This window comes from Caulobacter sp. GW821-FHT12D05, from assembly GCF_058807295.1.
On the sequence record NZ_JBXAQO010000003.1, the window covers coordinates 311,433 to 336,943 of the forward strand.

Here is a 25,511-nt window from a genome sequence, read left to right on the forward strand (position 1 = left end):
AGGAACGGCGCCGCGATCACCGTCGCGGCGCCGGACCCATTCGAGGTCCGGCCATGCGGGCAGACACCTTCAAAGTCGTCATCGTCGGCGGAGGCACGGCGGGATGGATGTGCGCGGCCGGCATGTCGCGGCTTCTGGACCCGCGCGACTATGCCATCACCCTGGTCGAGTCCGACGAGATCGCCACGGTGGGCGTGGGTGAAGCCACCCTGCCGCACATCAAGACCTTCAACGACATGCTGGGCATCGACGAGGTCGAGTTCCTGCGTGAGACCCAAGGCACGTTCAAGCTCGGCATCGAGTTTCGCAACTGGGGCAAGCCGGGCGACCTCTATCACCACCCGTTCGGCACGTTCGGCGAGCCTTGGGCCGGGGTCGACTTCCAGCATCACTGGGCGCGCGCCAAGCTGGCCGGTCTCGAGCCGGCTCCGCTGCAGGCCTATTCGTACGCCGTGGTCGCGGCCCGCGCGAACGCCTTCGAGTTTCCGAACGAGGATCAAAAGTCGATCCGCTCGACCTATGCCTACGCCTATCACTTCGACGCCGGGCTCTATGCCGCCTACCTGCGGCGGTGGTCGACCGCGCGAGGCGTGAACCGCATCGAGGGGATGGTCACCGACATCGCCCAGGACGGCGAGCGCGGCGATGTCACCGCCATCACGCTGCGGTCCAGACAACGGATCGAGGGCGACCTCTTCATCGACTGCTCGGGGTTCCGCTCGCTGCTGTTGGGCGGGAAGATGGGCGCCGAGTGGGAAGACTGGACCAAGTGGCTGCCGTGCGATCGCGCCCTGGCGGTTCCGTGCGCGCGCGCCGGCGAGTTCAGTCCCTATACCCGCTCCACCGCCCAGGAGGGCGGCTGGATCTGGCGCATCCCGCTGCAGCACCGCACCGGCAACGGCTACGTCTTCTCAAGCGCCTTCATGGGCGAGGAGAAGGCCCGCGACACGCTGCTGGCCCAGTTGGACGCTCCGGCGCAGATGGAGCCGAAGCTGCTGCGCTTCGCCGCCGGCCGTCGCAAGTCGGGTTGGACCCGGAATGTCGTGGCCATGGGCCTGGCGAGTGGTTTCCTGGAACCGCTGGAGAGCACCAGCATCTTCCTGATCCAGGCCGCGGTGGTCGATCTGATCAACCTGATGCCGACCAAACGCACGGGCATGGACCCGCGCCTGGCGGCCGAGTTCAACCGGCTGTTCGAGATCCAGTACGACCGGATCCGCGACTTCCTGATCCTGCACTACCGGCTGAACCAGCGGGTTGGCCAGCCGCTGTGGGATCACGTGCGGACGATGGAGATCCCCGCCAGCCTGGAAGAGAAGCTGGCCCTGTGGGAGGGCCGCGCTGGCCTGCCGGACTACAAGTACGGCCTGTTCTCGCGCGACAGCTGGCTGTCGGTGCTGGAAGGGCAGGGGCTGACGCCGCGCGCCTATGATCGCCTAGCCGAGACCATGCCGCTGGACGTGCTGGGCGCCAAGCTCGCCGACTTGAAGACGCGGATCGACACGAACGTGGCGGCGATGAGCTCGCACGCCGACTTCATCGCCCGCTATGCGCCGGGAGCGGCCGAGGCGCCCCGAAAGGCGGTCGCCCAATGAGCGCCGCGCCAAAGTCCGTTGTCGCCGTGGGCCGCGACGCCTCGCTGTGGCTGTCCGCCGCCGTCCTGCGCGCGGCGTTGGAGCCCGCCGGCGTGGCGGTTACGGCGGTGGAGCTGCCCAGCCGCCTGACCGCCGCCAGCGTCCACGCGACCCTGCCGGCGCTGGAGGCTCTTCACAATCTCCTGGGCCTGGACGAGTCGGCCCTGCTGCGCAGCGTCGGCGGGACGTTCTCGCTGGGCGGCAATTTCACCGACCTGACCGGCCAGGCCGGGAGCTTCTTCCATGCCCATGGCGCCCACGGCGCGCCGATCGATGGGCGCGACTTCTTTCCGTTCTGGCTGAAGGCGCGCGGCCTGGGCCTGAACGCGCAGTTCGCCGACTTCTCGTTGATGGCCGTCGCCGCCAGGCATGGCCGCTTCGTGATGCCGGACGAAGAGACCGAGGTCTTCGGCCGCGCCGACTATGGCTACCACCTGCCGGCCCTGGCCTATGCCGGGGCGCTGAAGAGCCTGGCCGTCCGTCGCGGCGTTGAGGCCTATCAGGCGCTGGACGTCACGGTCGAACGCACCGAGGCCGGCGACGTCGCCGCCATCGGCATCGGCGAAGGCCGCCGCGTGACCGGCGACCTCTTCATCGACGTCGAGGGCCTGATCGACGGCCCGCGTGAGGCCTGGAGCTTCCCGGCTGACCGCATCCTGACCGCGCTCGCCCCAGCCTTTCCGTCGATCCCGGCCTATGCCGAGACCCGCGCCTGGGCGCGCGGCTGGACGACGCTGCATCCGGCCCAGAACGCCACGCACATTGTTCAAGTCTACGCATCCGATCTGTGTGCGGATGAAGAGGCCTTGCAAGCCGCCAGCGCCGCCTCCGGACTGCCGATCCACGACGCCTCGGTGCGCGCCTTCGCCCCCGGCCGCCGCCTGTCGGCCTGGGATCGCAACGTCGTCGCTATCGGCGAAGCAGCCTGCGTGTTCGATCCGCTGCACGGTGTCGACCTGCACGCAGTGCAGATGGGGCTCGTCCAACTGCTGGCCCTGTTCCCGGTCTCCGACGACTGGCGCTGGGAGCAGGGCGCCTACAACAAGGCCATGGCGGAGCAATTCGACCGCGTGCGCGACTTCCAGCAGCTGCACTATGCGGTGAACGGCTACGGGACCTCGGACTTCTGGACCCGCGCTCGCCAGGCGCCGGCAGCGCCGGAGCTGGCCCAGCGCATCGCCCTGTTCCGCGCCCGCGGCGAGATCGCGCCGTTCGAGCACGACAGCTTTTCCAACGACAGCTGGCGGGCGGTGTTCGTCGGCCATGGCGTCACGCCCGACAGCCACGCCCCGATGATCGACGCCACCGCGCCCGAACTGATGAAGCACGAGTTCCGGCGCATCCTCTCCTTCATCAAGGACCAGGTCGAACGCCAACCGACCCACGACCTCTATCTGGAGAGCTTCTGTGGCCGGGAGCCCGTCCATGGATAGCGGCCTCGCCATCGACTCAGGCCTGAGCCTGGAGGCCTTGCCACGCGTGGCCGCCGTCGCCGCGCCGAGCCCGGAAGGCTTCGAGCGGATCATCGCGGCCGAAGCGCCGGTGGTGATCAAGGGCCTGGTCGACGCCTGGCCCGCCCTGGCCGCCGGGCGTTCGCCGGGTTCGATGAACGCCTATCTCAAGGCCATGGACTCAGGCTTGCCGGGGCCAGTCATGGAAGCGCCCGCCAGCACCAATGGCTGGTACGCCTACGGCCCAGACCTGCGCGAGTTCAGCTTCTCCAAGCGCAACGCCGGCATCAGTCAGACCCTGGACCGCATCGAGGCCCTGCTGGGCCAGAAGGATGCGCCTTTCGTGGCCATCCAGATGCTGCCGCTGGCCACGCACATGCCCGAGTTCGTGCGCCAGAACCCGATGCCGCTGGTCTCGCCCAAGGTCATGCCGCGCCTGTGGATTGGCGGACCGCTGCGGACCCAGACCCACAACGACCGCGACCACAACCTGGCCTGCGTGCTCGCCGGCCGCCGCCGCTTCGTGCTCTATCCGCCCGAGCAGGTCAGCAATCTCTATGTCGGCCCGCTGGAGAACCCGCCGCCGCTGTCGCTGGTCGATCCGGAAGCGCCGGATCTCGCCAAGTTCCCGAAGTATCGCGACGCCTACGCCGCCGCCCGGGTGGCGTGGTTGGAGCCGGGCGACGCGCTGTTCATGCCCAAGCACTGGTGGCACCACGTCACCTCGCTCGAGCCCTACAACGCCATGGTCAACTACTGGTGGGGCGACACGGGCGTCGGGCTGGAGCGGCCGGTCGACGTCTTCCAGATCGCCGTGCTGGCCCTGAAGGATCTGCCCGAGGGCGAGAAGGCCTACTGGCGCGAGATGTTCGCCACCTATGTCTTCGGCGACCGGGGCGAGGCGACGGCGCATATCCCCGAGGCCCTGCGCGGCGCGCTCGGGACCCTGAGCCCCGCCCAGCGCAACGCCCTGAAGCAGCAGTTGAAGATGGCCGTGCTGAGGTCGCCGACATGACCGTCGCGACCGCCGTCAAACCCCTGATGCTGGGACCAAACATCAGCGTCCGCCTGCGCAAGATCGGGAAGGAGCAGCAACCGCTGCTGATCGTCGACGACGTGCTGGCCGACCCATGGGCCATGGTCGACGCCGCTCGCGCCGCCGACTTCTACCGCCCGCCGCACACCAACTATCCGGGCCTGAACGCCAACCTGCCCGAGGCCTACTACCGCACCGTGGTCACCGCCCTGCGTGGCCCGATCGAGGCGGCGTTCGGCCTGCCGGCCAGTGCGGTGCTGAAGTTCTTCGGCTTCTTCGCCCTGGCCACCACGCCGGCCTCGGCCGCCACGCCGGTGCAGACGATCCCGCACCTGGACGGGCCGGATCCCAGCCGCCTGGCCATGGTCCACTACTTTTGCCAAGGCGACTTCGGCGGCACCGGCTTCTTCCGCCACCAGGCCACCGGCTTCGAGTCGGTCGACGCTAGCCGCACGGACGCCTACGCAACGGCTCTCAAGGCCGAGTTGGCCCACGAGCGCCGCGCCTTCGCCGGCGTCGACACGCCGGGCTACGACCTGATCGAAGCGGTCGAGCCCGTCTTCAACCGACTGATCCTCTACCGAGGCCACGTCCTCCACGCCGGCCTTCTAGGCCAGGGCGGCGGCGCGGCCGATCCCGCCACGGGCCGGCTGACGGCCAACGGCTTCATCGAGGCGGTCGACACCGGATAGCGCCCGCCCAGTACCCCCTTGTCCGATCTTCGTCCGGCGCGGGCGTCCAGTGCGCGCCAACCTTGCGTTCGGCTGGATCCGTCCAGCCCAAGTTCTCCCCCTGCGCCTCCGGCTCCGATCCTGCGGAGCCGGGGCGCCCTTTTCGAAAGAGACCGTTCGATGAGCTTCCGAACCCTGGCCCTGCTGGCCGCCCTGGCCTCGCCGGCGCTCGCTCAGGCCGCGGAACGCGAGTGCGCGCAGTCGCCGGGCAAGGTGATCGAGGTGTGCGTCTTCACCCGGGACGGTCAGGCCTTCTACGAGGTGAGCAAGGGCGGCAAGGTGGTGCTGGCGCCAGGGGCGATGGGGCTGACCTTCGCTGGCGAGGCCCAGGCCCGCTATTCGAGCATCACGGCCGCCAAGCGCTCGGCCAGCGACACCAGCTGGGAGCAGCCCTGGGGCGAGCAGCGGGTCATCCGCGACAATCACAGCGAACTGACCGTCTCGCTGGCCGGCGACACGGCGCTGAACAAGAGCGTCGACGTCACCTTCCGCCTGTTCGACGACGGCCTGGGCTTCCGCTACGCCTACACCGCCATCCCGGCCGGCCAGGCCGTGGCGGTCACCGACGACCGCACCGAGTTCAAGCCCGTCGGCGCCTATGACGCCTGGTGGTACGAAGCCCTGGGCCAGGAGCGCGACGAGTACCTCTACAAGCAGACCGACGCGCGCCGCATCACCCTCGCCGAGACGCCTTTGACGATGCGCGAGAAGGGCGGCCTGCACCTGTCGTTCCACGAGGCGGCGCTGATCGACTTCCCCAGCATGCTGCTCGCGGGCAATGGCGCCGGGACCTACAAGGCCAAGCTGATGCCGTGGCAGGACGGGATCCTGGCCAAGAAGACCGGCGCCTTCACCACCCCCTGGCGCACCGTGCTGATCGGCGACACCGCCGGCGCCCTGGCCGACAGCCGCATCGAGCTGAACCTCAACGAGCCCAGCAAGCTCGCCGACACCTCGTGGATCAAGCCGGGCAAGTATGTCGGCATCTGGTGGGAGATGCACCTGCAGCGGTCGACCTGGGGCAGCGGCCCGATCCATGGCGCGACGACCGAGAACACCAAGCGCTACATCGACTTCGCCGCCAAATACGGCTTCGACGGCGTGCTGGTCGAGGGTTGGAACAAGGGCTGGGACGGCGACTGGATCGCCAACGGCGAGAAGTTCAGCTTCACGCAGGCCTATCCCGACTTCGACATCAAGGCGATCACCGACTATGGCCGCGCCAAGGGCGTCAAGCTGATCGGCCACAACGAGACGGCTGGCGCGGTGCCCAACTACGAGGCCCAGCTGGAAGACGCCATGAAGCTCTACGAGAGCGTCGGGGTCAGCCAGGTCAAGACCGGCTATGTCCGCCACAGCGGCACGATCGTCGACCAGGACGGCCAGCAGCAGTGGTTCGCCGGCCAGTACATGGTGCGCCACAACCTGCACGTCGCCGAGGTGGCCGCGCGCCACAAGATCTCGATCGACGCTCACGAACCGGTCAAGGACACCGGCCTGCGCCGCACCTGGCCCAACATGCTGAGCCGCGAAGGCGCGCGCGGGCAGGAGTTCAACGCCTGGGGCGATCCGACCAACCCGCCCGAGCACACAGTGATCATCCCGTTCACCCGCATGCTGGCCGGGCCGATGGACTTCACGCCGGGCGTCATGGACGTGGTGCACGGCAAGACCGAGCTGACCCGCCGCGGCCAGTCGACCATCGCCACCCAACTGGCGCTCTATGTCGTGCTCTACAGCCCGATCCACATGGCCGCCGATTTGCCGGAGAACTACGAGGCCCGTCCGGACGCCTTCCAGTTCATCCGCGACGTGCCGACCGATTGGGAGACGTCGAAGACCCTGCAGGGCCAGGTCGGCGACTATGTCGTGGTCGCCCGCCAGCAGCGCGGGGCCAAGGACTGGTTCCTGGGCGCCCTGACCGACGAGCAGCCGCGCAAGCTGAGCCAGAAGCTGGACTTCCTGACTGCCGGCAAGCGCTATGAGGCCCAGATCTATCGCGACGGGCCGTGGGCCGACTTCCGCACCAACCCCGGCGCCCTGACGGTCGAGAAGAAGATCGTCACCGCCAAGGACAGCCTGGACCTGGACATGGCCCCCGGCGGCGGCGCGGCGATCCGGTTCAAAATCCTGGACTGACGGGCTTGGAACTATAGTTTTTACGCAACACGACGTTCATCGACCTTCCAAAGCAATTGTCGGGCGGCTCGGGGCTCTATAAGCAGGCCCCTTACTGGTCGCCCGACGTGGCGTTTTGGAAGGTCGCGAATGCCGAGTCCCGTGATGGCGGCGCTCAAGGACGTGGGAGACGGGATCCGTCTCGCGCCCCTGTGGTGGCGGCTCGGCCTGGACCAGACGGCCTCGCGCTTCCAGCGGTCGATCCTGGGTCCGTTCTGGATGGCCTGCAACCTGCTGGTCGTCGCCTTCGCCCTGGCTTTCCTGGTCAGCGCCCTGATGGGCGCGGACATCATGAAAAACTATCCGCAGGTGGTGGCGGGTCTTCTGGCCTGGTCGCTGGTCGGCACGGCCATGGCCGAGTCCCAGGCGATCTTCCTCTACAATGCCGGCCTGATGCAGAACCAGCGCCTGCCGCTCAGCTTCTATGTCTTCCTGCACGTCCAGAAGGCCGCGACGAACTTCCTGTTCCAGGCCATCGCGTACTGGGCAGTGATGCTGCTGATCGGCCGGTTCGTCGTGCCGCACTGGACGCTGATCCCGGCGGTCGTGGTGATGCTGCTGATCGTGGGGCTGCAGGGCTTCGTCATCGCCGTCCCGTCGACCCGCTTCCGCGATGTGGCCTACATGATGAGCTATGTCGTCCAGCTGCTGTTCTACGTGACGCCCGTGTTCTGGATGGCCACCAATGTCAGCGCCAAGCATCGCTGGGTGGTCGAGCTGAACCCGTTCGCCCACCAGGTGGAACTGCTGCGCGCCCCGCTGACCGGCCACGCGCCGGCTCTCATCGACTGGTGCTGGACCCTGGGCACAACCGGCGTCCTGGCCGTCATCGCCCTCACGCTGCTGGCCTTGTTCCGCAAACGCGTGGTCTTCTGGCTGTAGGAGCAGGCGATGACGCACCGGATCACGCTGAACAACGTCGACCTCGACTACTTCGTCTACAGCCTGCGCTCGCAGTCGCTGCGTAGCGCGGTGTTCAACCTCGCGGTCGGCGGCAAGATGTACAAGGCCGCCGGCGATGTCGCCGCGGTCAAGGCGCTGCACGACATCAGCCTGGACATCGTCGAAGGCGATCGCATCGCCCTGGTCGGCCACAACGGCTCGGGCAAGACGACCCTGCTCAAGGTCATCGCCGGCATCTACCACCCCACGCGGGGCGAGCTGTCGATCGACGGCGACATCACCTCGATGATCGCCATCAACGCCGGTCTCGACATGGAGGCCACCGGCCTTCGCAACATCCACAAGCTGGGCATGATGCGCCGGCTGTCGCGCAAGACGATCGAAAGCCGGATCGAGTCCATCGCCGAGTTCTCGGGGCTGGGCGACTTCCTGCACCTGCCGGTGCGGACCTATTCGGCCGGCATGCAGGCGCGCCTGATGTTCGCTGTGGCCACCGAGTTCGAGGCCGACATCCTGGTGCTGGACGAGTGGCTCAGCGCCGGCGACGCCGCCTTCGTGCAAAAGGCCGCCGACCGCATGCATCGGATGGTCGAGGACGCCAAGATCGTGGTCCTGGCCACCCACGACCACGACCTGGTCCGCCGGGTCTGTAACCGCGTCTGCGAACTGCAGGGCGGCCGTATCGCCTTCCTGGGCACGACCGAGGAATGGCTGGCTTACAAGGAATCCCAGGCCGCATGACCGACACCGTCCGTCGTATCGCGCACGAAGACCTCAAGGGCGTGGCCGCCGACGTGTGGCTGGCGCGCCTGAAGCGTTCGGTCGCCGAGCGGGTTCAGGGCGGGGTGCTGTATCCCGACTTCCCGTCGGCCGAGATCCAGCGCCAGTTCGTCGGTTCGGCCTATGAGGACGCCCTGGACGAGGCCGGCCGCTTCTATCGTTTCGCCCAGGAGAGCATGGGCGATCGCGGCTACAAGCAGTCCAGCGGCAAGGGCTATCTGGACTTCGGCTGCGGCTGGGGCCGCATCGGCCGCTTCTTCCTGCGCGATTTCCAGGCCGACGATATCGTGGGCGTCGACATCGATCCGGACATGGTCGCCTTCTGCGCCGGCGCTAACCTGCCGGGAAGCTTCGACACCATCGTCAACGGCCAGCCGCTGCCGTTCGCCGACGGCCACTTCCGGCTGGTGACGGCCTATTCGGTGTTCACCCACCTGCCGCCGCACCTGTTCCGCGCCTGGCTGGCTGAGCTGATGCGCGTGCTGGCCCCGGGCGGCCTGCTGGTCTTCACGGTCGAGCCGCCGCGCTTCCTGGACTTCATGGACGCGGCCGATCCCAACTCGTCCAACGCCTGGCACGTGGCCCTGTCGGCCTACAAGGACCAGCTGCCGCGCATGCGGGCCGAGCTGGCCAAGGACGGCATCGCCTATCTGCCTTCGGGCGGCGGCGCCTATCGCGAGTCCGACGTCTATGGCGACACGACCGTGACCGCCAAGTACGTGGCCAGGGAAGCCGCCCCGCACGGCGGCGAAGTGGTGCGCTACATCGACGATCCGGCCCGCTTCTTCCAGGCGGCGGTGGTCATCCGCAAGCGCGATCCCAACCGCCCGCAAGGCTTCTTCGCGCGCCTGCTGGCCCGGCTTTCGAGCAAGGCATGAGCACGCTGCCGCCCGGTCTTAAGCCTGGCAGAGACGTCACGATCCGGGGCGGCGACGCTCAGGGCCGGACGATCCTGGCGGCGGCCGGCGGCGACCCGCAGATGCTGTGGACCCCGACCCGCGCCGAGCGGGCGGGGCTGAAGGCGGCCAAGGCTGTCCGCATCGACCTGAAGCTGGAAGCCGTCGAGGGCCAGCTGGTCGGTCCGGCCCTCTATGCCGACTGGGGCGATGGTTTTTCCGAGGATTCCTACACCCGCCTGAAGGCCGGTCCCGACGGCTGGTTCGCCTCGCTGCCGGCTCGCAGCTGGCAGCTGAACGCCGTACGGCTCGACCCATCCGAGGGCGAATGCGCCTTCACCGTCAGCGACTTCAAGGTCACTCGCATCGGCGACCTGGGCGCGGATCCGCGCGGCCTGCGCGGCGCGGTGATCCAGACGCTGAAGCCGGCCTTGGGGCCGCTGGGCAAGCCCGTCGGCGCGGTCTGGCGGCGGGGCAGGGCGATGCTGCAACGCTCGCGCGGAACCCGCGCGGTCGCCGGCGACGCCGGGCCGGTCCGCGCGACCTACCAGCATGCGATCGCGGTCTCGAAGAACCTGCGCAGCCCGCACTTCGCCGCCCCGATCGCCGCGCCGATCGTGCTGCCGGCCGATGCGCCGAAGGTCGTGGCGTTCTACCTGCCGCAGTTCCATCCGTTCCCGGAGAATGACCTGTGGTGGGGCAAGGGCTTCACCGAGTGGACCAACGTCTCCAAGGCCCAGCCGCAGTTCCTGGGCCACTACCAGCCGCGCCTGCCGGCGGACTTGGGGTTCTACGACCTGCGCCAGCGCGAGGTCATCGCCCAACAGATCGACCTGGCCAAGGGCGCGGGCGTCTCGGCCTTCTGCTTCCACTACTACTGGTTCGCCGGAAAGCGCCTGCTGGAGCGGCCGATCGAACTCGTTTTGGCCGACCCGACCTTGGACTTCCCGTTCGCCCTGTGTTGGGCCAACGAGAACTGGACCCGGCGCTGGGACGGCGACGAGAGCGACGTCCTGATGGGCCAGGACCACTCGCCGGAAGATGACCGCGCCGTGTTCGAGGACATGGCCCGCTATATCCGCGACCCGCGCTATCTGAAGGTCGGCGGCAAGCCGGTGCTGGTGCTGTATCGCCCCGAGATCCTGCCGGACGCCAAGGCCACGACCGACCGCTGGCGCGCGCAGGCGCGGGCCATGGGGCTGGGCGAGCTGCACCTGCTGTGCACCACGGCGTTTGGTTTCCGGGACTATGCCAGCCACGGTTTCGACGGGCTGATCGACTTCCCGCCGCATGCCATCGTCGAGGGTGAGATCACCCGCTCGGTGACGCCGCTGCATCCGAACTTCACCGGCAAGGTCTACGACTATCCCACCGTCGTGCAGCACAAGCTGGACGAGCTGGAGGCCGCGCCGGCCGCCTTCGTGCCGGGCGTCATGCCGGGCTGGGACAACCAGGCCCGCAAGCCGTGGGCCGGCCATGCCTTCCATAACGCCGATCCGGAAAGCTATCTGACCTGGCTGTCGGGGGCGCTGAAGCACGTCGAGGCGCGTCATCCGAAGGGTGAGGCGCTGGTCTTCGTCAACGCCTGGAACGAGTGGGGCGAGGGCGCTTACCTGGAGCCGGACCGCTGGTTCGGCCACGGCTATCTGCACGCCACCCGCACGGCCCTGGGGGCCTATGTCCCGCGCCTGACCGACGCCCATCCGCTGGTGGCGCAGGCGCAGGGCGCTTTCCAGAAGCGTGCCGACGCCGTGGTGCTGCTGCACCTGTTCTATCCCGAGCTGATCGACTGGTTCGCCCAGCGCCTGGCCGCGACGGCCGGCGGTCTGGATGTGATGATCACCGTGCCGGAGAGCTGGAACGAGGCCGACCTGGCTCGCGTCCGCGCCGCTTTCCCGACCGCGCATCTGGCCATCGCCGAGAACCGCGGCCGCGACATCCGGCCGTTCGTCCAGACCCTGCGCCGCGCCCGCGCCCTGGGCTATTCGGTGTTCTGCAAGCTGCACTCAAAACGCTCGCCGCACCGGGCCAAGGGCGATGAATGGCGGGCCGAGCTGTTCGACGGCCTGCTGGGCGGCGAGGCCGCGTCCCTGGCCCTGCGCGCCTTCGCCCAGGATTCGAAGCTGGGCCTGCTGGCCTCGTCCGAGGCCCGCATGCGGATCGGCGATCCGGACGTCATGGCCAACAATGGCGCGGCCGTGGAGCGCCTGTCGGCCCGCATGGGGCTGAAGCCTAGCCCTGAGACGCCGTTCGCGGCCGGCTCGATGTTCTGGGGACGGACCGAGGCCTTCGCGCCGCTGTCGGATCTGGCCGACGCCGAGATCGGCTTCGAGCCGGAGCTGGGCCGGGTCGACGGCACGACGGCTCATGCGATCGAGCGGCTGACCGCCGCGATCGTCGCCCGCGCCGGCTATCGCGCGAGCTTCGAGCTGTGAAACAGGTGATGAGCCTGGCCCGCCGCACGGCGCGCCGGCTGAAGACCCTGGTCCCCAAGGCTCCGCTTCCTAGGCCGCCCTCTGTACCTCTGATGATCGCTGAGAGCAGCGATCCCGTGGTGCGCGACGCCTGGTACGCGCCGGCCTTCGGGGCGGTGTTCGATGACCAGGGACGGGTGTCCGAGGCTACGGTCCGCTCGGCGCTCAGCTACACGCCGACCCTGGCGGCCTTGCCGAACGCGTGGCGCGAGGGCGAGACGACCCAGTTCGGCCTGCCCCACGAGGCGGTCCAGATCCCCCGCGCCACGGTGTTCGTGAGCTGGGGCGGCCTGCACAACTACGCCAGCTTCCTGCTGAGTGACCTGCCGAGCCTCGTCGCGGCCGAACAGACGGGCGCGCTGGCCACCCATCCGCCGATCGCGCCGCCGCTGCTGCCCTGGCAGGCGCAACTGCTGGACCTGACCCTGGGCGGTGCGGCGAAGCCCACGATCGTCGAGGCGCCGATTGTCCGCTTGGGCGAGGCGGTGTTCGCGGCGCCGAACTTGGCGTTGGCGCGCGAGCGGATCCTGACCCATGTGGCGGTGCCGCACGACCCGGGCGCCCCCAAGCGCATCTATGTCAGCCGCCGGGGCGCGCTGAAGGGCCAGTTGCTCAACGAGGCCGAACTGGAAGCGGCTCTGGAAGCACGCGGCTTCTTTGTCGTGCGCCCCGAGGTCTGGTCGATCCGGGCGCAGATTATCCTGTTCCATCGCGCCGACATCGTTGTAGGCGCAACCGGCGTGGCCATGGCCAATGTTCTGTTTTGTCGATCGGGGACGAAGGTTGTCGAGATCCAGCCCGACGCTCTCGCAGGAGATTGGGTGCGCGACCTGGCTCAACGGGGCGGCGTCGAGACGCTGACCTTCTCATCGCCCGCGTTGCCCAACGACACCGAAGTCCTGACCGAAGGCCTGTCGCCTCCGGCCTCTGAGTTCGCGTGGCGGCTGGACCTGGACGCCTTCCTGCCCTTGCTGGACGAGGCGCTCTAGTGGTCGCGTTTGTCGATATCACCGGCGCCGAGCGGCTCTCGATGGGCAAGGCCCTGAACGGCGCGCAGCGGGTCGCGCGGGTCAAGCTGATGGGCTCCAGCGGGCCGATCCCGCCGCGCCCAATGCTGTGGCCCTGCGCCGGAGACATGCTGAACGGCATGCACGACCTGCCCGATGCGGTCGCGCCGGAGATCGATCTCGTGGTCGTCCACCGGGCCGTGGCGGGCGGATCGGGCGCGCAGCTGAAGCTGGACGACGCCTATGTCCACGCCGACGAGGCCTATCCCCGCTACATCCGCTACCGGTACGAGCACGACATCGCCGCCGACGCCTGGCGCTTCGACGTCCCGGTCCGCAAGCGCCTGGACCGGGCGTTCGTGATCACCCACTACAACTACGTCTGGGGTCACTGGCTGACCGAGATGTATCCCAAGCTGTTCCTGATCCGGGCGCTGCTGGCGGCGGGCGTCGTGGCGCCGCTGCTGCTGCCGGTCACCGCCCCGGCCTATGTGGCCAAGATCGCCCAGGAGCTGGTCCCCGACCTGGAGATCGTCACCTACTACCCGCGTGACGAGGCGGTGGAGATCGGGACCGTCCTGCTGCCGCACATGCTGAGCCAGGACTACTATTTCCACGATGTCCTGCGCTGGAGCCTGGAGCGCGAGGCCCTGGCCTGGCCGCGCGGCGGGACGCCCGACAAGGTGTTCGTCAGCCGGGCCGGGGTGGGCGCCACCTTCCGCGAGCTGACCAACGAGGCCGAGATCGAGGGCGTCGCCGAAGAGCTGGGCCTGACCCTGGTGCGACCCGAGGCGCTGCCCTGGGCGGAGCAGGCTCGGATCTTCTCGCGCGCCAGCGTCGTGGCCGGCGAGTTCGGCTCGGGCCTGCACAACGCCCTGCTGTCGCCGGCGGGCTGCCAGGTGGTGTCGCTGAACTGGCTGGTCGACGTGCAGTCGCGGATCGCCAACTTCCGCCGGCAGGACGTCGGCTACATCCTGCCGGCGGACGGGCGCGCGCGCCTGCACGCGGAAGAGCAGCAGAGCCAGCCGTTCACGATCGATCCCGTCGAGTTCCGGACCAAGCTGGCCATCGCGGTCGAGCGCGCCGAGGCCAAGGCCGCCTTGATCGGCTGGGAGGATGGCCCCGTGGTCCTGCCGGAGCTGACCCTATGAAGGCGCTGGCCCTGACCGTCCTGCTGCTGGCGACGCCGGCCGCCTCGGCCGAGCGGGTCTCGCTGCTCAAGGCCTGCGAGACGCCCAAGGGGATCGAATTCCAGGGCGGCGGCTACGGCGGGATCTCGGGGATAGACCACGATCCGCGCACCGGCCTGTGGGCTTTCATCAGTGACGACAAGTCCGAGCATGGGCCGTCACACGCCTTCCTGGGCCGGCTCGACGTGCGACCCGGAAAACCCTGCGGCCCGGTGCTGGAAACGATGATCCCGCTGCGCCGCGAGGACGGCTCGCTCTTTCCCGACCGCAAGGCCGGGGCCGAGGCCGCCGACGGCGAGTCCATCCGCTTCGATCCGCTGAACCACGACCTGGTCTGGGCCACCGAGGGCGACTTCGACCACGGCTATCCGCCGTCGGTGCGGCGGATGAAGGCCGACGGGACGCCGGTCGCGCGACAGGTCGTGCCTGAAAACCTGACCTTCCACGACAGCGGCAAGACCGGCGCGCGCAAGAACGCCACCACCGAAGGCATGAGCTGGTCCGTCGACGGACGGTCCCTGTGGCTATCGATGGAATGGCCCCTGGCCCAGGATGACCCGATCCCCTCGGTGGCCGAGGGCGGCCTCACGCGGCTGACCAAGCTGGATCGCGCGGGCAAGGTGCTGGCCCAGTACGCCTATCGCATCGACCCGGTGCAGGTCGCCTCGCCCGTGGGCGTCGGCGACAACGGGATCAGCGAGATTCTGGCCCTGGACGCCCATCGCCTGCTGGTGCTGGAGCGCTCTGGCATCAAGGGCGCGGACGGTCGCTACAGCTATCACATCCGCCTGTATGTGGCCGACCTGGCTAAGGCCCAGGACGTCTCGAAGGTCCAGAGCCTGTCGGCGACGCCGGTGCGGGCTGCCGACAAGCGCCTGCTGCTGAACTTCGACAGTCTGGGCGTCCGGATCGACAATCTAGAAGCCATGGCGTGGGGCTCGCGCCTCAAGGACGGGGCCCGCACGCTGGTTCTGGCTTCGGACGACAATTACGACGCCAACCAGGTCAACCAGATCCTGGTCCTGAGGGTCGACCCTTAAGCGGCGGCCTCCTCAGCCGGGAAGTCGGTCGAGACCGCCACGGCCCGCCAGTCTTTCAGCACCGCCAGGTGCGCGGCCGCCACGGCTTCAGTGGCGGCGGCCGTGTCGCTGCCCAGCGGCAGGCGGACCGGCGGGTTGGGCGCATCGACGAAGTCGACCAGCACCTTGGCCAGGCGGCTGGGATCGCCGGGCTGGTTGTGGCTGACCTGGGCGGCCAGGGTCCGCACCGCGCCGGCCGTCTCGTTGTAGTCGGCGATGCTGGCCGGGCTGATGCTCAGCGAGGTGGAGTCCAGGAAGTCGGTGCGGAAATAGCCGGGCTCGACGGCCGTGGCGAAGATGCCCAGCGGGGCCAGCTCGGCGGCCAGGGCCTGGGTCAGGCCCTCGACGGCGAACTTGGTCGAGCAGTAGACGCCAAAGCCCGCGCCCGAGCGGATGCCGCCCACCGACGACAGGTTCAGGATCCGGCCCGAGCGTTGGCGACGCATGTGCGGCAGCACCGCGCGGGTCACGGCCAGCAGGCCAAAGACGTTGGTGCGGTACAGGGCCTCGACCTCGGCGCCGGTGGCTTCCTCGACCGCGCCCAGCAGACCGTAGCCGGCGTTGTTGACCAGCACGTCGATGCGACCGAAACGCTCGACGGCGGCCTTGGCGGCGGCGTGGGCCTGGGCCTCGTCGGTGACGTCCAGGGCCACGGCCAGGAGGTTGGGATGCTGGCCCAGGCGCTCGGTGATCGAGGCCGGGTTGCGGGCGGTGGCGACGACGGCGTCGCCGGCGGCCAGGGCTTGTTTGGCGATCAGCGCGCCGAAGCCGCGCGAGGCGCCGGTGATGAACCAGGTGCGCATGTCTCGTTCCTTCCGTTTGCCGCGTCCGGGGAGCGTCGCGGCGACGGAGGAATATCTAGACCTCGCGCTTAGATGAGATAATCATCCCATTTCTCGACAAGTCAGTGAGTTGGTCTCATCAATGCGTCCCGTCGCGCCCGCCGACCTGGCCAGCTTCCTGGCCATCGCCCGCCACAAGAGCTTCCGCCGCGCGGCCGACGAACTGGGCTGCACGCCGTCGGCGCTGAGCCACGCCCTGCGCAGCATCGAGGAGCGCCTGGACCTGCGCCTGGTCAACCGCACCACCCGCAGCGTCGCCCTGACCGAGGCCGGCGAGCAGCTGTTCGAGCGTGTGTCGCCGGCCTTCCGCGACATCGACGACGCCCTGGACGATCTCAACAACTTCCGCGGCCAGCCGATGGGCGCGCTGCGCTTCAACGCCGCGCGCGGGGCGGCCGAAATGGTCCTGCTGCCGATGGTGACCCGGTTCCTGGCCCAGCAGCCCGGGGTGACGGTTGAGATCATCGCCGACTCCGCCCTGGTCGACATGGTGGCCGAGGGCTGCGACGCCGGCATCCGTTTCGGCGAGACCATCGCCCAGGACATGGTCGCTGTGCCGATCGGCGGCCGACAGCGCACCGCCATCGTCGCCTCGCCAGCCTTCTTCGAGAAATATCCCAAGCCGACCACGCCCGAGCAGCTGAAGGAAATCCCCTGCATCCGCTACCGCTTCGCCAGCGGCCGGTTCTATGCCTGGGAGTTCGAGCGCGGCGGGATCGAGGTCAACATCGAGGTCGACGGGCCCCTGGCCCTCAATGACCAGCAGCTGACCATCCAGGCGGCCCTGGACGGCATCGGCGCGACCTTCGCCTTCGAGGAGCAGGTCACCGACCTGATCGCGGCGGGCAAGCTGGTGCGGGTGCTGGAGGACTGGTGCCCGTACTACAGCGGCTTCTATCTCTATTATCCCAGCCGTCGCCGCGCGCCCGCGCCGTTGCGAGCGTTCATCGACTTCATCCGCGAGGGCGGGTGAGGCAGGCTATTCGGGTTGGAACTTGTCCACGGCCCTGCGCAGGGCGCCGGCATTGATCGGCTTGGCCAGCACCTCGATGCTTTCGAAGCCCTTGCGTGGCAGGTCGCCATAGCCGGTGGCGAACACGAACGGCACGCCGCGCTCGCGCAGCTGTTCGGCGACCGGAAACACCATCTCGCCGCCGATATTGACGTCCAACACCGCGCCGTCGGGCGCCGGTTCGCCGCTGCCCAGCCATTCCAGGGCGTCATTGACGGCCCCAAAGGAGCCGGCGATCTCGCAGCCCAGATCGCCGAGCATGTCCTCGACCATCATGGCCACCAGGGCCTCGTCCTCGACGATCATCACCTTGCTGGACTTCATGCCGCGAGACTCATCCTTTGCGACAGCGGAGCGCGCAGGGTGTAGACCACGCCCGCCGGCGTGAAGTCGAGATTGGCCTTGCCGCCCAGGTCGCGCGACAGGCCGCGCTCGATCATCTGGAGGCCAAAGCCCTTGTGCTCGGGCTTGCCGGCCACGGCCGGGCCGTCAACTTCGCGCCAGGTCAGGGTCAGCATCGGCGGCGTCGCGGTTTCCTCGACGCTCCAGCGGATCACCACCCGGCCTTCGGGCGTCGACAGGGCGCCGTGCTTGGCCGCGTTCACCGCCAACTCGTGCAGGGTCATGTGCACCGACACCGAGGTCTCGGCGCTGAAGGTCAGGGCCGGGCCGATGATGTCGAACCGCTCGGCCAGGTCGGGGCTGAACGGTGCCAGGGCCTTGCTCAGAATCTCATGCAGGTCGGCGCGGCCCCAGGCGCGGCGGGTCAGCAGTTCGTGGGCCTGCGACAGGGCCAGAATGCGGTTCTCGAAGGTCTCGGCGAAGGCTTCCGGCGTCGGCGTCGAACGCAGCGTCTGGCGCGAGATCGACTGGACGATGGCCAGGGTGTTCTTCACCCGGTGGTCCAGCTCCTGCAGTAGGAAGGTGCCGTGGTGGCGGGCGTCGACCAGGCTGTCGTGCAGCCGGCCGCTTTCCAGGGCCGAGGCCGTGGCGCGGGCGATCACCTGCAGCTTCTTGACGATCTCGGGGGCGGGAACGTGCTCGTGCGACCAGTAGGCGCCGATGGCCGCCACCGGATCCTCCATGCGCACCGGCGTCATCACCAGGCTTTTGACGAAGGTCGGGCGATAGGCGTCGTGCGGGATGCGCTCGTCCAGATAGATGTCGGGGATGATCACCGTCTGGCGGTTCAGCATCGCCCAGCCCGAGATGCAGGCCGTCAGCGGGAAGCGCTTGCCCTTCCACAGCGGGCCGATCGCGTCCTCGTCGAAGTACCAGCACTTGTCGTTGTCGCGCAGGACGAAGGCGACACCGTCGGCGCCGGAAACGCGCCGGGCCGCCTTGCGGACGACCTCGGCCACTTCGCTGATGGTGCGGGTCGCCGACAGGGCCTCGATCGTTTCGATGAGCGTCAGCAGGTCCGTTTCGGACTTCGTGACATCGTCTCTAGGGGCCAAATCCAGCATTATTTGAAGATCGCACGTCGGTTGTGTTTGAAACCCTAACATGCAGACGGCGCCGGACAAGCGGAGCCGCCGGACGCTGGTGTGATCGTTTGCACATGCGCCAAGGTTGAGCTTGTGCGACGGTGTGGGTCGGATAGCCGACGAATATGGCGCGAGCCGTGCAAGAACGCTGATAGATCAACGTTCTGGCGAGGTTGCGCGCCAGCGCTCGCTGGCCGTGCTCACGCCGCGGAGGGCTCGATGGGGCCCTTTTCGCCCCGCAGGACGCGCGACAACCTGTCGCGGTCCAGGGCGCCTTCCCAGCGTGCGACGACCAGGGTGGCCACGCCGTTGCCGACTAGGTTGGTCAGGGCTCGGCACTCGCTCATGAACCGGTCGACGCCGACCAGCACCGCCAGGGCCGCGATCGGGATGTCGGGCACGACCGCCAGGGTGGCGGCCAGGGTGATGAAGCCCGCGCCCGTGACGCCCGACGCGCCCTTCGAGGTCAGCATGGCCACGCCCAGCAAGGCCAGCTCCTGCCCCAGGCTGATGTGGGTGTTGGTCGCCTGGGCCAGGAACAGGGTGGCCAGGGTCATGTAGATGTTGGTGCCGTCCAGGTTGAAGCTGTAGCCGGTGGGAATGACCAGGCCGACGACCGAGCGCCGCGCGCCGGCGTTCTCCAGCTTCTCCATGATCTGCGGCAGCACGCTCTCGGACGAGCTGGTGCCCAGCACGATCAGCAGCTCCTCGCGGATGTAGGCCAGGAACCGCAGGATCGAAAATCCACTGGCCCAGGCGATCGTCCCCAGCACCACCAGCACGAACAGCAGCGAGGTGATGTAGAAGGTCGCCACCAGCGCCCCCAGCTGCATCAGCGCGCCGATCCCGTACTTGCCGATCGTGAAGCCCATGGCCCCGAACGCGCCCAGCGGCGCCAGGCGGACCACGATGTGGATGACGCCGAAGAACAGCTTGGCCGCGTCCTCCAGCACATTGGCGACCTTGTCGCCGAAGTCGCCCAGCCGCGTGCAGGCAAAGCCCGTCAGGATGGCGATGACCAGCACCTGCAGCAGGTTGCCCTCGGCGAAGGCGCTGAAGAAGGTGTCGGGGATCAGGTGCAGCAGATAGGGGATCAGGCCCTCGCCGTGCTTGGCCTTCTCGACATAGCCGGCGGCGATGGACGGATCGAGCGTGGCCGGGTCGATGTTGAAGCCGTCGCCGGGCCGCAGGGTGCGTCCGACCACCAGGCCCAGGATCAGGGCCAGGGTCGACACCACCTCGAAATAGAGCAGGGCTTTGACGCCCACCCGGCCGAACGCCTTGATGTCGCCCATCCTGGCGATGCCGCCGGCCACGGTGCAGAAGATCACCGGTGCAATGACCAGCTTGATCAGCTTGATGAAGGCGTCGCCCAGCGGCTTCACCGCCACCCCGATCTTGGGCCACAGCGCGCCGACCAATATGCCCAGCGCGATGGCGATCAGGACCTGCACATAGATCGATTTGAGATGCCGCACCGCGTTCGCCCCCACCTGCCCCTAAAGCCGTTGTAGACGGGGTTCGCACGCCCGCCATCTTGCGCTATTGACCCTGGCCCGCGCGAAGCGAGGCCCAGTAGCTCAGCAGGATAGAGCAGCGCTTTCCTAAAGCGAAGGTCGGGGGTTCGAGTCCCTCCTGGGCCGCCAGGGCCTAGCGCCAACGAGCCGCACCACCATGACCTCGACCTCCCGCAAACCGCCCTCTTCGTTCAAGCCTATCGTCCTCACCGAGGAAGCCGGCGTCGCGTTTCTTCAGCGCCACCCCGCCACGCGCGAGGTGGTGACGGGCTCGGCGCGGGATGGGCTGACCGAGGCCTCGCTGCATTTCCGAGACGACGTCAGTTCGCCTTCGCAGGAGGCATGGGCCATGCCGAACAGTAACGTGCCGCGTGACCGGGACGCGGACCTGCGTTTCGAGAACACGGGCCACGCGCCGCCGCTCGGCTTCTGGATGACCCATCCCGACGTCCTGGCGTGGACGACGTCCTCGATCGAGGATGCATCGCCCAGCTGGTGGGTCGAGGTCTGGCTGAAGGGCCGCTGACTAGAACCCGAAGTCGCTCAGCCCCGGGTGGTCGTCCGGCCGCCGGCCCAGGGGCCAGCGGAACTTGCGGTCGGCTTCGGTGATCGGGTGTTCGTTGATGCTGGCGTGGCGGTTGCGCATCAGGCCGTCGGCGTCGAATTCCCAGTTCTCGTTGCCGTAGGCGCGGAACCAGTTGCCGCTGTCGTCGTGATATTCGTAGGCGTAGCGCACCGCGATGCGATTACCCTCGAAGGCCCACAGTTCCTTGATCAGCCGGTAGTCCAGCTCCTTGGCCCACTTGCGGGTCAGGAAGGCCTGGGCCTCGTCGCGGCCGTTCAGGAACTCGGCGCGGTTTCGCCAGCGGGTGTCGGTCGTATAGGCCAGGGCGACCTTGGCGGCGTCGCGGCTGTTCCAGCCGTCCTCGGCCAGGCGGACCTTTTCGATGGCGGTTTCGCGGGTGAACGGGGGCAGCGGCGGACGGGACATGGGGAGCTCCTGGGTCGCGGGTTAGATAGGGATCACAGCGCCAATTGCAGCGCTTGGCCGTCGGCCGCCGGGACGGCGCAGCAGATCAGCGCCTCGTCATCGCTGACCTGGGCCGTAGGGTGCTTCAGATACGAGACCGCGCCTTGAACGATCCTGGTTTTGCAGGAGCCGCAGGTCCCGGCGCGGCAGCTGAATTCCGGCTGCAACCCGCGCGCCTCGGCCAGATCCAGCAGCGTGCCTGAGCCGGGCTCCCAGCGCGTCTCCTTGGACGACTCCAGGAAGAACACCGGCTTGGCGGTGGTCGCGGGCGGCGGGCCGGCCGGGATCGGCGCGGCGCCGGCGTCGGGCGTGCGCTGCATCGAGGCCGGACTGAACGCCTCGGCATGGATGCGCTGGTCGGCGATGTTCATCCCGCGCAGCCCGTCATAGACCGCCTGCATGAAGGCCGGCGGGCCGCACAGATAGAAGTCGTAGTCGTCGAACGGCAGCTCGGCGCGCAGGGCGTCCATGTCCAGCCGACCCAGCAGGTCGTAGTCGTCGCCGTCCGCGCCCTCGGTGTCGCTGAGGATCCGCGTCAGATGCATCGCGCCGCCGGTCGCCTCGACCAGGGCCGAGAGCTCCGCGTCGAAGGCGCGCTCGGCCTTGGTCCGCGCGGCCTGGAAGATATAGGTCCGCCGGACGCCGCGCTTGCGGAAGCCCTCGAACAGCAGGTGGCGGACCATGGCGATCATCGGCGTGATACCGACGCCGGCCGCCAGCAGCACGGCGGGGCGTTTCTCGAGCGCGTCGATCGTGAAGTCGCCGGCCGGGGCGCGGGCTTCGATCAGGTCCCCCTCGCGGATGTGGTCGTGCAGGTATCGCGAGACCGCGCCGTCGCGCTTGACGCTGATCCGGTAGAACGGGTCCGAGGGCGCGACCGACAGGGTGTAGGTGCGGATCACGGGGCGCTCGGCGCCGGGCGGCTGCACGCGGATCGGCAGGTGCTGGCCGGCCAGGTGCGGCATGGCGACGGCGCCGTCGGCGGGCTCCAGCTCGAACGAGGCGATCGTTGCGCTCTCCTGAACGATCTTCCGCACCCGGAACGGTCGCCACTGATCGGCCAGCGCGGCGGCCTTCAGGCGCGCGGCGGTCTCGTCCCAGTCGCCGGTGATCAGGGCGTTGGGCGAGGCGCCGTCCTGGCGGGTGCTCCAGCGGACGGGCAGGGCGGCGCGGCGGCGCACAAGGCGGGTCGGACGCACGCGCCACAGGCGCTCGGCTCCCTGGAAGGCGGCGATCTCGGGCGAGTCCAGAACGACCTCGGCGTCGCCGGTCAGTTGCAGCAGGTCGCCGCTGGCGAAGTCGACGAAAACGAGGCCCGCCTTGCCGTTCAGTAGGATGTTGCCCAGCGTGTTGAAGAACAGGTTGCCGGCGAAGTCGGGGATGGTCAGGACGCCGTCCTCGCCGATCCGCACGAAGCCGGGCTTGCCGCCCCGGTGCGAGACATCGACCTCGCGGCCGTTCTCCTCGCTATAGGAGGCGACGAAGAAGGCGTCGGCGGCTTCGATTGTCCGCCGGGCCTCGGCGTCCAGAACGTCGAAGGTCTCGACCTCGCCGCCATAGGGCGCGGCCGGATCGCCGATCACGTCGAAGTCGCGCAGCTGAATATATTGCGGGCAGTTGCCATAGCTCTGGCCGACCGTGACGTCGAAACCGTAGGCTTGGCGGACCAGCGTCCCGTTCATGCGGTTGCGACGGCGGGTATGCAGCTCGATGCCCAGCAGGCCGACGGGATCACCGTCCTCCATGCCCGCATCGGCCGGGTCACTGGGCTGGCGCACGGCGGTGATCGCCAAGGTGTGGATGTCGGGCGAAGAGATAAAGCCCGGCTGGCCGGCGACGATGGTCGCCCACGGCGCGCCGGCCGGTTCGACGCTGCCCAGCACTAGGAACGGCAGCTGCGGGAAGAACTGGCGGTGTTGGTCCAGCAGGTAGTCGCGCAGCACGCGGCGGCCGATCTCGTCCATGCGCTTGTCGACGCCGACGGCGCGCTGCATCTCGATCTCGCCGCGATGCCAGGGAGAGGGCTTTTCGATCTCTGTCGTGGTCATGGCGCTCTCCCTGGCAGTCCGGCGGCGTTACGCGGCCAGGCCGATGGGCGTGCGGCGGAAGGGCACGAAGCCCGGCAGGGCTTCGATGCGGGCCAGCCACTGGCGGACGGCGGGATAGGGCTCGAGGTCGACATTCCCCTCGGGCGCGCTGGCCGTGTAGCTGTAGAGGGCGACGTCGGCGATGGTCGGGCGGCCGGCGACCAGCCAGTCTTGCTGGGCCAGCAGGTCTTCCAGGGTCGTGAGCAGGGCGTGGCCGCGACCGATGACCTCGTCGGTGTCAAACTTGGCGCCGAACACGGTGACCAGGCGCGCGGCGGCCGAGCCGTAGGCCAGCTGGCCGGCGGCGACCGATAGCCAGCGCTGCACCTGGGCGGCCTGGACGACGTCTTCCGGCAGCCAGTCGGTCTTGCCGTACTTCTTGGCCAGATAGACGAGGATGCTGTTGGAGTCCGGGATGACGACGTCGCCGTCTTCGAGCACCGGCACCTGGCCGAACGGGTTCAGCTTCAGGAACGCGGGCTGCTTATGGGCGCCGCCGGCGAGGTCGACCTCGACCAGCTCGGCCTCGACGCCGATCAGCGACAGGAACAGCTGGGCGCGGTGGGCGTGGCCCGAGAGCGGGAAGTAGTGCAGACGCATCGTCGTGTCCTTTGGGGCGGAGCGGCTGGACACGGCGTCCATCCGATGTCCCGAAAACTAGACGCTGCCCGGCCGCGCTGAAGCCGCGACGGGGTAAAGGCACTATTCCGCACAGTGAAATGGTGAGTGGATCGTCTCGCTTGCGTTTCGATCGGCGGAACAATCCATTCCGCCGGATCCGCGTTCTTCCGATCCCGCCCGGGGCTCATATCGGTCTCATCGGCCAACCCCCGCCGGAGAGAACCATGACCCCCGTAGACTTGAACCCCAGGCTGGCCGTGCAGGTCCGGCTGGCCCTGTTCCCGACCGAACCCGCCGTGGCGGGGGAGGCTTCGCTAGCCGGCCTGACCAGGGCCGAGATCGACGCCGCCCGCGAAGGGCGCAGCTTCGACATCCAGGCCCAGGCGGCGATCGTCCTGGCCCTGGCGCTGCGGGCCGGCGTCGTGACGGATGCGGCCCGAAGCCGAGCCGAGCGTGTCGGTCTGTGCGCCGGTCAGATCCGGGCGCTGCTGACCCTGGCGCGGGAGGATTGAGCGATGCCCCGCTTCAGGTTCCGCAGGACGGCCAAGACCTTCCTGCACGACGTCTTCGCCAGGCTCGCCGAAGGGCAAACGGTCGACGCGATCTCGTGGATGGGCCTGCTGTAGCCTAGTTCAACAGGCGGTCGGCCCGCAGCCGTTCGCCGGCGAAGTCGATGAAGGTCCGGACCTTGGCCGGCGCCTGCCGTCCTTCGGGGTGGACCAGGTGGATGGGCAGAGGGGCCTCTTCATAGGCCGACAGCACCGTCTGCAGCTCGCCCGACACCAGCGACGGGGCGACCTGGTACGACAGCACCCGCGTCAGGCCGAACCCGGCGATCGCCGCCTGCAAGGCCGCGTCATTGGTGTTGCAGAACAGGCGCGGATGGACGTGGACGATGGTCTTGTCGTCCTGGCCGAAGCGCCATTCCGACGACGCCCAGGCGCTGGTCGTGGCGATGACCGCGTGGTTGGCCAGGTCAGCTGGAGTCGCCGGCGCGCCGTTCTTCTCGAAATAGTCCGGTGACCCGCAGATCACCCGGCGGACTTGGCCGACGCGCAGGGCGCTGAAGCCGGAATTGGGCAGGTTGCCGATGCGCACCGCCAGGTCGACGCCCTCGTCGACGATATTGACCATGCGATCGACGAACAGGGTGCGGACGCTGACCTGCGGATGCTGCGCCAGATAGTCCATGATGATCGGCAGGATATAGCGGTGGCCGAAGATCACCGGGGCGGTGATGTTCAGCACGCCGCTGGGCTTGGCGAAACTGCCGGCGGCGCTGGCCTCGGCCTCGGCCAGGTCGGCCAGGATCCGCGTGCAGTCCTCGAAGAACCGCGCCCCAGCGTCGGTCAGGGTGACCGAGCGGGTGGTGCGGGTCAGCAGGCGCGCGCCGATGGTCTCTTCCAGAGCCGCCACCGCGCGGGTGACGGCGGGCGGGCTCATGTGCAGATGTCGCGCGGCCTCGGCGAAGCCCTTGGCTTCGGCCACCTTCACGAACACTCTCATCGCCTGCCAGCGATCCATGACGCCCGCCCCTACCTTAAGTCTCCCTTATA

The 25,511-nt window shown here is 68.6% G+C and carries 23 protein-coding genes and 1 tRNA gene; 16 read left to right on the top strand and 8 right to left on the bottom strand.

Features of this window, described 5'->3' with window-relative positions:
• Window positions 1–53 precede the first annotated feature (53 nt).
• The 12 genes from AC1RRR_RS14380 to AC1RRR_RS14435 all read left to right on the top strand — a co-directional run bounded on the left by AC1RRR_RS14380 (window position 54) and on the right by AC1RRR_RS14435 (window position 15,320).
• Window positions 54–1,595, top strand: coding sequence for a tryptophan halogenase family protein (locus AC1RRR_RS14380; RefSeq protein ID WP_492814067.1), 1,542 nt, complete (start codon window positions 54–56; stop codon window positions 1,593–1,595).
• Window positions 1,592–3,067: a tryptophan 7-halogenase gene (locus AC1RRR_RS14385; protein WP_492814068.1), complete on the top strand. Its 1,476-nt coding sequence runs from the start codon at window positions 1,592–1,594 to the stop codon at window positions 3,065–3,067. Before AC1RRR_RS14380 ends, AC1RRR_RS14385 begins: the two co-directional genes overlap by 4 nt.
• Window positions 3,060–4,100, top strand: coding sequence for a cupin-like domain-containing protein (locus tag AC1RRR_RS14390; RefSeq protein WP_492814070.1), 1,041 nt, complete (start codon window positions 3,060–3,062; stop codon window positions 4,098–4,100). The genes AC1RRR_RS14385 and AC1RRR_RS14390 overlap by 8 nt, the downstream gene beginning before the upstream one ends.
• The gene (locus tag AC1RRR_RS14395; protein ID WP_492814072.1) at window positions 4,097–4,813 is read left to right on the top strand and encodes a DUF6445 family protein; all 717 of its coding nucleotides are present in this window, start codon (window positions 4,097–4,099) and stop codon (window positions 4,811–4,813) included. The genes AC1RRR_RS14390 and AC1RRR_RS14395 overlap by 4 nt, the downstream gene beginning before the upstream one ends.
• A gap of 159 nt (window positions 4,814–4,972) precedes the next feature.
• Window positions 4,973–6,991 carry a glycoside hydrolase family 97 protein gene (locus AC1RRR_RS14400; protein WP_492814074.1) on the top strand — a complete coding sequence of 673 codons (2,019 nt, stop codon included), beginning with the start codon at window positions 4,973–4,975 and terminating at the stop codon, window positions 6,989–6,991.
• A 129-nt stretch (window positions 6,992–7,120) separates the two neighbouring features.
• Window positions 7,121–7,912 carry an ABC transporter permease gene (locus tag AC1RRR_RS14405; RefSeq protein ID WP_492814076.1) on the top strand — a complete coding sequence of 264 codons (792 nt, stop codon included), beginning with the start codon at window positions 7,121–7,123 and terminating at the stop codon, window positions 7,910–7,912.
• Window positions 7,913–7,921: 9 nt separating this feature from the next.
• Window positions 7,922–8,674: an ABC transporter ATP-binding protein gene (locus tag AC1RRR_RS14410; protein ID WP_492814078.1), complete on the top strand. Its 753-nt coding sequence runs from the start codon at window positions 7,922–7,924 to the stop codon at window positions 8,672–8,674.
• On the top strand, window positions 8,671–9,591 hold the full coding sequence (locus AC1RRR_RS14415; RefSeq protein WP_492814079.1) for a class I SAM-dependent methyltransferase: 921 nt from the start codon (window positions 8,671–8,673) through the stop codon (window positions 9,589–9,591). Before AC1RRR_RS14410 ends, AC1RRR_RS14415 begins: the two co-directional genes overlap by 4 nt.
• Complete coding sequence (locus AC1RRR_RS14420) at window positions 9,588–12,044, top strand: glycoside hydrolase family 99-like domain-containing protein (RefSeq protein ID WP_492814081.1); 2,457 nt, start codon at window positions 9,588–9,590, stop codon at window positions 12,042–12,044. Before AC1RRR_RS14415 ends, AC1RRR_RS14420 begins: the two co-directional genes overlap by 4 nt.
• An 8-nt stretch (window positions 12,045–12,052) precedes the next feature.
• Window positions 12,053–13,072: a glycosyltransferase family 61 protein gene (locus AC1RRR_RS14425; protein WP_492814083.1), complete on the top strand. Its 1,020-nt coding sequence runs from the start codon at window positions 12,053–12,055 to the stop codon at window positions 13,070–13,072.
• A complete protein-coding gene (locus tag AC1RRR_RS14430) occupies window positions 13,072–14,241 on the top strand; it encodes a glycosyltransferase family 61 protein (protein ID WP_492814084.1) in 1,170 nt (389 codons plus the stop codon). The genes AC1RRR_RS14425 and AC1RRR_RS14430 overlap by 1 nt, the downstream gene beginning before the upstream one ends.
• Window positions 14,238–15,320 carry an esterase-like activity of phytase family protein gene (locus AC1RRR_RS14435; RefSeq protein WP_492814086.1) on the top strand — a complete coding sequence of 361 codons (1,083 nt, stop codon included), beginning with the start codon at window positions 14,238–14,240 and terminating at the stop codon, window positions 15,318–15,320. Before AC1RRR_RS14430 ends, AC1RRR_RS14435 begins: the two co-directional genes overlap by 4 nt.
• Here the strand turns inward: AC1RRR_RS14435 and AC1RRR_RS14440 are convergent.
• The gene (locus tag AC1RRR_RS14440; RefSeq protein WP_492814088.1) at window positions 15,317–16,162 is read right to left on the bottom strand and encodes an oxidoreductase; all 846 of its coding nucleotides are present in this window, start codon (window positions 16,160–16,162) and stop codon (window positions 15,317–15,319) included. The two genes, AC1RRR_RS14435 and AC1RRR_RS14440, sit on opposite strands and share 4 nt — an antisense overlap.
• A 121-nt stretch (window positions 16,163–16,283) precedes the next feature.
• Between AC1RRR_RS14440 and AC1RRR_RS14445 the strand changes: the two genes are divergently transcribed.
• Window positions 16,284–17,174: a LysR family transcriptional regulator gene (locus AC1RRR_RS14445; protein WP_492814089.1), complete on the top strand. Its 891-nt coding sequence runs from the start codon at window positions 16,284–16,286 to the stop codon at window positions 17,172–17,174.
• Between the two features lie 6 nt (window positions 17,175–17,180).
• On the opposite strand, the gene AC1RRR_RS14450 is transcribed toward AC1RRR_RS14445, so the two are convergent.
• The 3 genes from AC1RRR_RS14450 to AC1RRR_RS14460 form a co-directional block, all read right to left on the bottom strand.
• Window positions 17,181–17,537, bottom strand: coding sequence for a response regulator (locus tag AC1RRR_RS14450; RefSeq protein ID WP_492814091.1), 357 nt, complete (start codon window positions 17,535–17,537; stop codon window positions 17,181–17,183).
• Entirely contained in the window at window positions 17,534–18,679 is a 1,146-nt protein-coding gene (locus AC1RRR_RS14455; RefSeq protein ID WP_492814092.1) for a sensor histidine kinase, read from the bottom strand. Before AC1RRR_RS14455 ends, AC1RRR_RS14450 begins: the two co-directional genes overlap by 4 nt.
• Before the next feature lie 221 nt (window positions 18,680–18,900).
• Window positions 18,901–20,178 carry a dicarboxylate/amino acid:cation symporter gene (locus AC1RRR_RS14460; RefSeq protein ID WP_492814094.1) on the bottom strand — a complete coding sequence of 426 codons (1,278 nt, stop codon included), beginning with the start codon at window positions 20,176–20,178 and terminating at the stop codon, window positions 18,901–18,903.
• A 91-nt stretch (window positions 20,179–20,269) separates the two neighbouring features.
• Between AC1RRR_RS14460 and AC1RRR_RS14465 the strand changes: the two genes are divergently transcribed.
• Both AC1RRR_RS14465 and AC1RRR_RS14470 read left to right on the top strand, forming a co-directional pair.
• Window positions 20,270–20,346, top strand: a tRNA-Arg gene (locus AC1RRR_RS14465).
• Window positions 20,347–20,374: 28 nt separating this feature from the next.
• On the top strand, window positions 20,375–20,743 hold the full coding sequence (locus AC1RRR_RS14470) for a hypothetical protein (RefSeq protein WP_492814096.1): 369 nt from the start codon (window positions 20,375–20,377) through the stop codon (window positions 20,741–20,743).
• Here the strand turns inward: AC1RRR_RS14470 and AC1RRR_RS14475 are convergent, their stop codons facing one another.
• The 3 genes from AC1RRR_RS14475 to AC1RRR_RS14485 are packed head-to-tail and all read right to left on the bottom strand — an operon-like array spanning window position 20,744 to window position 23,934.
• Window positions 20,744–21,208, bottom strand: coding sequence for a nuclear transport factor 2 family protein (locus tag AC1RRR_RS14475; protein WP_492814097.1), 465 nt, complete (start codon window positions 21,206–21,208; stop codon window positions 20,744–20,746).
• Window positions 21,209–21,240: 32 nt separating this feature from the next.
• The gene (locus tag AC1RRR_RS14480; RefSeq protein WP_492814099.1) at window positions 21,241–23,295 is read right to left on the bottom strand and encodes a 2Fe-2S iron-sulfur cluster-binding protein; all 2,055 of its coding nucleotides are present in this window, start codon (window positions 23,293–23,295) and stop codon (window positions 21,241–21,243) included.
• Between the two features lie 27 nt (window positions 23,296–23,322).
• Window positions 23,323–23,934: a glutathione S-transferase family protein gene (locus tag AC1RRR_RS14485; protein WP_492814101.1), complete on the bottom strand. Its 612-nt coding sequence runs from the start codon at window positions 23,932–23,934 to the stop codon at window positions 23,323–23,325.
• A 245-nt stretch (window positions 23,935–24,179) separates the two neighbouring features.
• Here AC1RRR_RS14485 and AC1RRR_RS14490 point away from each other — a divergent pair, with 245 nt between their 5' ends.
• Window positions 24,180–24,467: a hypothetical protein gene (locus AC1RRR_RS14490; protein WP_492814103.1), complete on the top strand. Its 288-nt coding sequence runs from the start codon at window positions 24,180–24,182 to the stop codon at window positions 24,465–24,467.
• A 115-nt stretch (window positions 24,468–24,582) separates the two neighbouring features.
• Here AC1RRR_RS14490 and AC1RRR_RS14495 read toward each other — a convergent pair whose 3' ends face one another.
• Window positions 24,583–25,479 carry a LysR family transcriptional regulator gene (locus tag AC1RRR_RS14495; protein ID WP_492814104.1) on the bottom strand — a complete coding sequence of 299 codons (897 nt, stop codon included), beginning with the start codon at window positions 25,477–25,479 and terminating at the stop codon, window positions 24,583–24,585.
• Window positions 25,480–25,511 lie beyond the last annotated feature (32 nt).